At 68.9% G+C, this 8633-nt stretch carries 8 protein-coding genes and 1 pseudogene; 1 reads left to right on the forward strand and 8 read right to left on the reverse strand.

Annotation, left to right across the window (positions count from 1 at the left end; genetic code table 11):
* The 8 genes and pseudogenes from Q0741_RS16815 to Q0741_RS16850 all read right to left on the reverse strand — a co-directional run.
* Positions 1–103, reverse strand: a pseudogene (locus tag Q0741_RS16815) (TRAP transporter small permease); the annotation flags it as partial.
* A gap of 283 nt (positions 104–386) precedes the next feature.
* Positions 387–1433, reverse strand: a complete 1047-nt coding sequence (locus tag Q0741_RS16820) for a TRAP transporter substrate-binding protein (RefSeq protein WP_298234351.1) — start codon at positions 1431–1433, stop codon at positions 387–389.
* A gap of 36 nt (positions 1434–1469) precedes the next feature.
* The gene (locus Q0741_RS16825; RefSeq protein ID WP_298234352.1) at positions 1470–3005 is read right to left on the reverse strand and encodes a UxaA family hydrolase; all 1536 of its coding nucleotides are present in this window, start codon (positions 3003–3005) and stop codon (positions 1470–1472) included.
* 180 nt (positions 3006–3185) lie between these two features.
* Positions 3186–3926, reverse strand: a complete 741-nt coding sequence (locus Q0741_RS16830) for a FadR/GntR family transcriptional regulator (RefSeq protein ID WP_298234353.1) — start codon at positions 3924–3926, stop codon at positions 3186–3188.
* A gap of 302 nt (positions 3927–4228) precedes the next feature.
* Positions 4229–5551: an argininosuccinate synthase gene (argG, locus tag Q0741_RS16835; RefSeq protein WP_298234354.1), complete on the reverse strand. Its 1323-nt coding sequence runs from the start codon at positions 5549–5551 to the stop codon at positions 4229–4231.
* A 14-nt stretch (positions 5552–5565) separates the two neighbouring features.
* Positions 5566–5883: a pyrimidine/purine nucleoside phosphorylase gene (locus Q0741_RS16840; protein ID WP_028998711.1), complete on the reverse strand. Its 318-nt coding sequence runs from the start codon at positions 5881–5883 to the stop codon at positions 5566–5568.
* Between the two features lie 125 nt (positions 5884–6008).
* Positions 6009–7322, reverse strand: a complete 1314-nt coding sequence (locus Q0741_RS16845) for a sulfatase-like hydrolase/transferase (RefSeq protein ID WP_298234355.1) — start codon at positions 7320–7322, stop codon at positions 6009–6011.
* Between the two features lie 8 nt (positions 7323–7330).
* A complete protein-coding gene (locus tag Q0741_RS16850; RefSeq protein ID WP_298234356.1) occupies positions 7331–8302 on the reverse strand; it encodes a tripartite tricarboxylate transporter substrate binding protein in 972 nt (323 codons plus the stop codon).
* A gap of 113 nt (positions 8303–8415) precedes the next feature.
* Here Q0741_RS16850 and Q0741_RS16855 point away from each other — a divergent pair.
* Positions 8416–8633, forward strand: a 218-nt coding sequence (locus Q0741_RS16855; RefSeq protein WP_298234357.1) for a LysR family transcriptional regulator, incomplete at its 3' end; no start/stop codon positions are given.

An 8633-nucleotide genomic window follows, 5' to 3' on the forward strand; every position in this document is an offset into this window, starting at 1 on the left:
AGCGCAGCACCACGTTGCCGAACACCAGCACCACCATGATGGCCAGCGCCAAGGCAATCAGCGCGTCGAGCAGGCGGCAGTACGCATTGAGAAATTTGTTCATTGAGGGGTCTCCTGGCTGTAGTCAGCGCGCAAGGGAGCGGATCGGGAGCGCAGTGCGGGTGTGCCCCGGCAAAGTGAGTTCGGACAGCGCTGTCCGGCGCGTCTTCAAGGCCGCATAAAATCGAAACCGGTTTCCGAGAGTTTACAGAAACCGGTTTCTTAGGCATTCGTACTAACCCGGACGCAGTGCAAAGAGCATCGAAGCCGATGCCGCGCGCCGTTCAAGCCGGATGACCGTTGCGGTTCCGGCGCGAGGCGGCGCCGGGCCGGCGGGATGGGTGCTCTTACTTCGCCGCGGTGGTGGCGGCGCGGGCCTTGGCGATCTCGTTCTGGAATTCGTTCACCAGCGCCGGGTCCAGGCTCTTGACGTAGCTCTGTGCCACCGGCTTGAGCTTGTCGCGCAGACGGTCGCGCTCCGCGGCGCTGAGCTCGTTCACGGCCATGCCCTTGCTGCCGAAGCTCTTGAGCGCCGCGGCCTCGGCCTCGCGGTTGATCTTGCGCTGGTAGGCCGTGGCTTCGCGGGCCGCCTCCGTCAGGATCTTCTGCTCGTCGGCGCTGAGCTTGTCCCAGGTCCTCTTGCTGAACAGCACGATCAGCGGGTCGTAGACGATGCGCGTGAGCGACAGGTACTTCTGCACCTCGTCGAAGCGGCCGGTCTCGATGGTGGGCAGCGGGTTGTCCTGGCCGTCCACGGCCTTGCTCTCCAGCGCCGAATACAGCTCCGTGAAGGCCAGCGGCACCGGGTTGGCGCCCAGCGTGTTGTAGATGTCCAAGAAGATGGGGATCTGGATCGAGCGCATCTTCAGCCCCTGCAGGTCCTCCCACTTGGTGATCGGGCGCTTGCTGTTGGTGATGGAGCGGAAGCCGTTCTCCCAGTAGGCCAGGCCCACCAGGCCCTTTTCGGGCAGCTTGTCCAGCAGCTTGCGGCCGAAGGGGCCGTCCACCACCTGGTCGGCCTCGCGCGCGTCGTTGAAGGCCATGGGCAGGTAGAAGATGCCGAAGTCCTTGTTCATGGTGGACAGCAGGCCCGGGCTGACGAAGGTGGCGTCCACCATGCCGCCCTGCAGCGAGGAGATGACCTGCGCGTCGCCGCCCAGCGTGCCGCCGGCGAAGAGCTTGGCTTTCATCTTGCCGCCGCTCTTGGCCACCACCAGCTCGGCGAACTTCTGCCCGCCCTTGCTGAACGGATGGTCCGCGCTTTGCGCCGAGGCGAACTTGAATGAGCGCTCCTTGAGGTCCGCCGCGTGGGCGACGGTGGAGGACAGCAGCGCGGCGGCCGCGAAAGCGCCGGACAGCGCGGTGGCGAGAAGGTTGCGACGGATGCGGTTCATGTCTTGTCTCCGTAAGTGGTCAGGGGTGATGCAGGTTCAGGTGATGGCACCGAGCTGCCAGGGCACGAACTCGTTCTGCCCGTAGCCGTGGATCTCGCTGCGGGTGCGCTCGCCGGAAGCGACGCGCAGCAGCAGCTCGAAAATGCGTTCGCCGGCGGCCTCGATGCTTTCCAGCCCTTCGGCGATGCCGCCGCAGTCGATGTCCATGTCGTCCTGCTGCCGGCGCCACAGTGCCGAGTTGGTGGCCAGCTTCAGCGAGGGCGCGGGCGCGCAGCCGTAGGCCGAGCCGCGGCCGGTGGTGAAGCAGATCAGGTTGGCGCCGCCGGCCACCTGGCCGGTGGCGGAAACCGGGTCGTAGCCGGGCGTGTCCATGAACACCAGCCCCTTGGCGCGCACCGGCTGCGCGTACTCGACCACGTCCACCAGGTTCGTGGTGCCGCCCTTGGCGACCGCGCCCAGCGACTTCTCCAGGATGGTGGTCAGGCCGCCGGCCTTGTTGCCGGCCGAGGGGTTGTTGTTGAGCTCCGCGCCCATGCGCTCGCAGTGCTGCTCCCACCAGCGGATGCGCGCCAGCAGCTTGTGCGCGACTTCCTCGTTCACGGCGCGCTGCGTCAGCAGGTGCTCCGCGCCGTAGATCTCCGGCGTCTCCGACAGGATGGCCGTGCCGCCATGGCGCACCAGCAGGTCCATGGCCGCGCCCAGCGCCGGGTTGGCGGTGATGCCGGAGTAGCCGTCGGAGCCGCCGCACTGCAGGCCCACCGTGAGGTGGCTCGCGCTCACCGGCCCGCGCCGCACCGCGTTGGCCTGCGGCAGCAGCGCGCGCACCTGCTCGATGCCGTGGGCCACGGCGTTGGCCGTGCCGCCGCTGTCCTGGATCGTGAAGCCGTGCAGCCGCGCCTGGCTTGACAAGCCTTCCTGCTCCACCAGCTCGGCGATCTGGTTCGTCTCGCAGCCCAAGCCCACCACCAGCACGGCCGCGAAGTTGGCGTGCCGCGCGTAGCCCGCCAGCGTGCGGCGCAGCACGCGCAGGCCCTCGCCCTGCGCGTCGATGGCGCAGCCGCTGCCGTGCGTGAGCGCCACCACGCCGTCCACGTTCGGGAAGGCTTCCAGCGCCTCGGGGCGCAGGTCGCGGCGGAAGTGGTCGGCGATGGCGCGCGCCACCGTGGCCGAGCAGTTCACCGAGGTCAGCACGCCCACGTAGTTGCGCGTGGCCACGCGGCCGTCGGGGCGCACGATGCCTTGGAAGGTGGCCGCGGGCGTGATGGGTGCGAGCGCGCGGGCCTGCGCGCCGAAGCGGTGCTCGCGCTCGAAGCTGGCCATGCCGAGGTTGTGCACGTGCACGTGCTGGCCGGCACGGATGGGCTGCGTGGCAATGCCGATGACCTGGCCGTAGCGGCGCACCGGCGCGCCTTCGGCGATGTCGCGCACCGCCAGCTTGTGGCCGGCGGGCACGAGCCCGGACACCGTGATGCCTTCCTCGGCGACGGACTGGCCCGACAGCAGTTGGCGCCGCGCGATCACGACGTCGTCCTGCGGGTGCAGGCGGATGACGGGAGATAGGTGTTCGCTCATGTCTTTACTTCAAGAATCCTGGTCCGGCGGTGCCTCATCGTTTTTCCACGCCTGAATGAAATCAGGCCTGGAATTGATGGCCGGGGTTGGGTACTGCGGGTTTTTCACAAAGCTCCGCCCGGCCCCGCGGCGCCGTGCCGGGGGCTGAATCAGCGATGGAAATTCAGGGGGTTTCGAAACTCAGCTGTAGGCGGCGCCCCTCGGGCTGGTTTCAGCATTGGGATTGGCCTGGTCCCAATTGCGTTCGAGCGAGAGTTTCACGTGGTCCAGGTGCCTGTGCATGGCGGCGCGGGCGGCCTCGGCGTCGCGGCGGACGATGGCGTCCACGATGCCGCGGTGCTCCTCGATCGCCTCGGCGTGGCGCCGCGGGTTGTCGAAGTGTTCGTCGATCTTGCGGAACATCGAGCTGTACCTGAAGTTCCAGAGCTGCTGCACCACGTGCGCCAGCGCGCCGTTGGCGCAGGCCTCGGCGATGCGCACGTGGAACAGGCAGTCCGCATCGAGGGCGGTGGAGCGGGCGCTGAACTCCTCTTCCATCATGCCCAGCGTTTCCTCGATGCGGGCGTGGTCCGCCGTCGTGGCATTGCGGGCCGCCATGGCAGCCGTTTCGCATTCGATGAGCTGCCGCGCCGCGATCACCTCGAAGGGACCCGGATCGGCGATCAGCGAGGTGTTGGCCAGCATGAGCCGCTTCGGCGTGACGAACACGCCCATGCCGACGCGGATGTCGATGAGCCCGTCGATCTCCAGGGCGATGAGGGCCTCGCGTACCGAGGCCCGGCTCACGCCCAGCTGCTGCGCCAGGTCCCGCTCCGAGGGCAGGCGCGCGCCCGGCGCGTACTCGCCCTTGGCGATCAGCTCGGCAAGCTGGTCGGCGATCTGGCGGTACAGGCGCTGGGTGGTGACGATCTGCAGTGGCATGGGCGTTCAACAGGAAAAACCGGGTAACGGACTGCGCACACCGGCGACGCGCTTGGTTTGGCTCTCAGGTGGCCGAGTGGTCAGGCCACCTGTGAATATTAGGTTCCTATGGATTTCTAGTCACCAGGGTTAGTACTTAGGCCGGGTGAAGACCCGTCACGGCATGGCGGCCGGTCCGATGGCGGACATTCGGGCCCGGAAAATGAATCGGCCCATGCAGTTCAAGCTGCATGGGCCGATTTTCAGGAGTGGCTTCCCATTCCACGGGCCGTTTTGGCGGCCCGCTTCAGGCAACCCGGGCCTTATTCGAGACTGGGCAGCGGCGCATCGCCGCCGGTGCTCAGCAGCCCGGTTCGGCTGTAAATGCCCAGCTTGTCGCGCGTGTCGGTGATGTCGAGATTGCGCATGGTCAGCTGGCCGATACGGTCACGCGGCGAGAACACCGATTCGCCCTTTTCCATCGTCAGGCGCTCGGGGTGGTAGGTGAGGTTCGGCGACTCGGTGTTGAGGATCGAGTAGTCGTTGCCGCGGCGCAGTTCCAGCGTGACCTCGCCGGTGACGGCGCGCGCCACCCAGCGCTGGGCGGTCTCGCGCAGCATGATGGCCTGCGGGTCGAACCAGCGGCCCTGGTAGAGCAGGCGGCCCAGGCGGCGGCCGTTGTCGCGGTACTGCTCGATGGTGTCCTCGTTGTGGATGCCGGTGACCAGCCGCTCGTAGGCGATGAACAGCAGCGCCAGGCCCGGGGCCTCGTAGATGCCGCGGCTCTTGGCCTCGATGATGCGGTTCTCGATCTGGTCGCTCATGCCCAGGCCGTGGCGACCGCCGATGCGGTTGGCTTCCAGGATCAGCTCGACGGGGTTGTCGAAGGTCTGGCCGTTGAGGGCCACGGGCTGGCCCTCCTCGAAGCGCACGCGCACTTCCTCGGCCTTGACCTGGACCTCGTCCTTCCAGAACGCCACGCCCATGATCGGATTGACGATCTTGATGCCGGAGTTCAGGTGCTCCAGGTCCTTGGCCTCGTGCGTGGCGCCGAGCATGTTGGAGTCGGTCGAGTAGGCCTTCTCGGCGGACATCTTGTAGCCGAAGCCCGCGGCCGTCATGAACGCCGACATCTCGGCGCGGCCGCCGAGCTCGTCGATGAAGGTCTGGTCCAGCCAGGGCTTGTAGATGCGCAGCGCCGGGTTGGTCAGCAGCCCGTAGCGGTAGAAGCGCTCGATGTCGTTGCCCTTGAAGGTGCTGCCGTCGCCCCAGATGTGGACGTCGTCCTCCTTCATCGCGGCCACCAGCATCGTGCCGGTGACGGCGCGGCCCAGCGGCGTGGTGTTGAAGTAGGTCACGCCCGCGGTGGAGATGTGGAAGGCGCCGCACTGCAGCGCGGCGATGCCTTCGTGCGCCAGTTGCAGCCGGCAGTCGATGAGCCGGGCGGCTTCCGCGCCGTACTCCATGGCCTTGCGCGGGATGGCGTCGTAGTCGGGCTCGTCGGGCTGGCCGAGGTTGGCGGTGTAGGCGTAGGGGACGGCGCCCTTCTTGCGCATCCAGTGCAGCGCGGCGCTGGTGTCCAGGCCGCCGGAGAAGGCGATGCCGACCTTCTGGCCGACGGGCAGGTTTTCGAGGATGGTGGCCATGCTGGGTGCTCGCTTCAGGCGAAGTGGCAGATGTAGTGGTAGGGCTCCGTCACGCGGATCTCGAAGCTGGAGTTCGCCGGGATGCTGAACTGCTCGCCGGCGCCGGAGCGGCGCCATTCGTCGCTGCCCGCGAGCTTGTACTCGCAGAAGCCCGCCACGCACTCCATCACCTCGGCCGCGCCGGTGTTGAAGGTCAGTGTCGCGGGCAGGATCACGCCCACGGACTTCTTCGTGCCGTCGGCCAGCGTGATGCCGTGGCTCACGCACTTGCCGTCGAAATAGACGTTGGCGCGGGTGGCGACGGTCACGCCGTCGAACTTCTCGGTGCTCATAAGGTGATGGGGCTGGGAGCGTAAAGGGCGAAATCTTACTGACCCTGCGCAGCCCACCCCTTCCGCCCGTGCCGGCATGCAGCCCGGCACGCCCGCATCCGCCTTGCAGCGCCGGCCAGCGGGCCTCAATGCGAAGCGCGCGGAATCTCGGCCTCGCCGAACACCAGGGTGGCCCGCGCTTCCTCCGGGATCGGCGGCAGCCCCGCCGCCCACTCCTGCCAGGCCTGCCGCATCGCCGCCAGCCGCTCGGGTTCGCGCCGGGCCTGGTTGGCGCGCTCGCGCTCGTCCGTCGCGAGGTCGAACAGGTACTCGTGCCCGTCCATGGCGAGGTATTTCCAATGGCCGTCGCGCAGCGCCGCCTGGCGGCGGTGCAGCATGCGCCAGTACAGGCGGCGCTGCGGGTTCCAGGCCGGGTCGGCGAACAGCGGCAGCAGGCTCAGGCCGTCCAGCGGGTACTCCGGGTGCGGCGCCACGCCGGCGGCCTCCAGCATCGTGGCGCACCAGTCCATGGTCAGGGCCGGCGTGGCGCTGACGCTGCCCGGCGCGATGCGCGCGGGCCAGCGCGCGATCAGCGGCACGCGGATGCCGCCTTCGAGCAGGTCCATCTTCTGGCCCACGAAGGGCCAGGTGTCCGAGAAGCGCTCGCCGCCGTTGTCGCTGGTGAACACCACCAGCGTGTCCTCGGCCAGCCCCTTGGCTTCCAGGGCCGCCAGCACCCGGCCGATGCCTTCGTCCATGTGGTGGATCATGCGGCGGTAGGTCGCCAGCGAGCCGCCGTCCACGTGGTTGATGCGCCCGCCGATGCGCTGCGACTCGGCGTGGTCCTCGCGCGTCTCCCAAGGCCAGTGCGGCGCGGTGTAGTGCAGGCTCAGCAGGAAGGGTTGCCCCTCGGCCACGTCATCGATGAAGCGCACGGCGCGGTCGCTGAGCGCATCGGTCAGGTAGCCGTGGTCCTCGGCCGGCGCTTCGCCTTCCCACAGGTCGCGCTTGCCGATGCTGTCGGTGTAGTTGAAGTAGTCCACGCCGCCGGACATGGGGCCGAAGAACTCCTGGTAGCCGCTCTTGAGCGGGCCGAAATGCGGCGGGTAGCCCAGGTGCCACTTGCCCACCAGCGCAGTGCGGTAGCCCGCGTCGCGCAGCATTGAAGGCAGCGTGGGGTGCTCCGGCGGCAGGCCCACGATCTTGTCGCCGCGGAAGCGTCCGGTCATGGGCTCCTCGGCCGCGCCGCGCAGCCGGTACTGCCAGCGTCCGGTGATCAGCGCGAAGCGCGTGGGCGAGCACACGGGCGAGTTCGAATAGCCGTGCGTGAACAGCAGGCCCGCGGCGGCCATGCGGTCCAGGTTGGGCGAGACCGGCGCGCGCGCACCGGTGCAGCCCAGGTCGGCATAGCCGAGGTCGTCGGCCAGGATGAAGATGAAGTTGGGGCGCTTGGTGGTCATGGCGGGGTTCACTGGTCGGCGGTGATGCGGCGCTCCTGGATGACGCGGGCCCAGCGGGCGCGGCCTTCGCGCAGGAGGGAGGCGGTCTGCCCGGGGCCGGTGGGCGCGGACACGAGGTCCAGGGCGCGCAGCCGCTGCACCACCGTCTCCTGCGCCAGCGCGCGCACCGTTTCCTCGTGCAGCCGCTTCACGACGCCGTCGGGCGTGCCCGCGGGCGCCATCAGCACGAAGCTGAAGTCGGTGGTGGCGCCGGCGTAGCCCAACTCGGCGATGGTCGGCACCTGGGGCGCCAGCGGCGAGCGCTTGCTGCCCGAGACGGCCAGCGCCTTGAGCTTGCCGCCGTCCACGTGCTGGGCCACCGAGGGAATGGCGACGAAGCCCGCCGGGATCTGGCCGCCGAGCAGGTCCGTCACTGCCGGCGCGTTGCCGCGGTAGGGCACGTGGTTGAGCTCGCCACCGATGAGCGAGCCCAGCGCCTCCATCGTCAGGTGTCCCGGGCTGGCATTGCCGGCGGAGCCGTAGTTCAGGCCCTTGCGGGCACGCTCCATGAAGCCCTTGAAGTCCTGGATGCCGCTGGCCGGAGTGACCACCAGCATCTGGCTGAAGCTCGCCGTCGTGGCCACGGGGCGCAGGTCGCGCTCGACGTCGAAGCCCATGCGCTTGCCGTAGAGCGTGGGGTTGGCGGTGAGGCTGGTGTCGATGGTCAGCAGCAGCGTGTGGCCGTCGGCCGGGGCGCGCGCCACGGCCTGCGCGCCGATGTTGCCGGTGGCGCCGGAGCGGTTGTCCACCACCACCGGCTGCTTCAGGCCCGCGGCCAACTGCTCGCCCAGGGCGCGCGCCACCACGTCCAGCGGGCCGCCCGCCGGAAAAGGCGCGACGAGGGTGATGGGCTTGCTTGGGAAGGACTGCGCGGCGGCGGTGCCGGCCAGCAGTGTCCATGCGCTGGCCGCGAGCAGGCGGCGGCGAGAAAGGGTCGTCATGGCTTGTCTCCTGCGCGCTTTCAATCAAGCGCTGGTCTTGAGCTGGCTCAAATGCTGAGCCCCCGACGCCCCCGCCACAACCCGGCGCGGGGCCGGATGTATAAGCCGATCTGATGTATCTGAAACACCTGCAGTACCTGGAGCTCGTGGTGCAGCACGGCAGCCAGTCGGCCGCGGCGCGGGCCGCGGGCGTGAGCCAGAGCGCCATCGCGCAGGCGATGCAGGCGTTGGAGCGGCACTGGGGCTGCGTGCTGTTCGAGCGGGCCGGGCGGCGCAAGCGGCCCACGCCGGCCGCGCTGGAAGCGGCGCGCCGTGCCGCCGAGCTGCGCCG

The organism is uncultured Azohydromonas sp., assembly GCF_937926365.1.
Taxonomy (GTDB): domain Bacteria; phylum Pseudomonadota; class Gammaproteobacteria; order Burkholderiales; family Burkholderiaceae_C; genus Azohydromonas.

Excerpts from the sequence above, each read along its gene's own strand:
- Q0741_RS16820 (WP_298234351.1), bottom strand. The coding sequence starts at position 1,433 with ATGAACCGCATCCGTCGCAACCTTCTCGCCACCGCGCTGTCCGGCGCT.
- Q0741_RS16825 (WP_298234352.1), bottom strand. The coding sequence starts at position 3,005 with ATGAGCGAACACCTATCTCCCGTCATCCGCCTGCACCCGCAGGACGAC.
- Q0741_RS16830 (WP_298234353.1), bottom strand. The coding sequence starts at position 3,926 with ATGCCACTGCAGATCGTCACCACCCAGCGCCTGTACCGCCAGATCGCC.
- argG (WP_298234354.1), bottom strand. The coding sequence starts at position 5,551 with ATGGCCACCATCCTCGAAAACCTGCCCGTCGGCCAGAAGGTCGGCATC.
- Q0741_RS16840 (WP_028998711.1), bottom strand. The coding sequence starts at position 5,883 with ATGAGCACCGAGAAGTTCGACGGCGTGACCGTCGCCACCCGCGCCAAC.
- Q0741_RS16845 (WP_298234355.1), bottom strand. The coding sequence starts at position 7,322 with ATGACCACCAAGCGCCCCAACTTCATCTTCATCCTGGCCGACGACCTC.
- Q0741_RS16850 (WP_298234356.1), bottom strand. The coding sequence starts at position 8,302 with ATGACGACCCTTTCTCGCCGCCGCCTGCTCGCGGCCAGCGCATGGACA.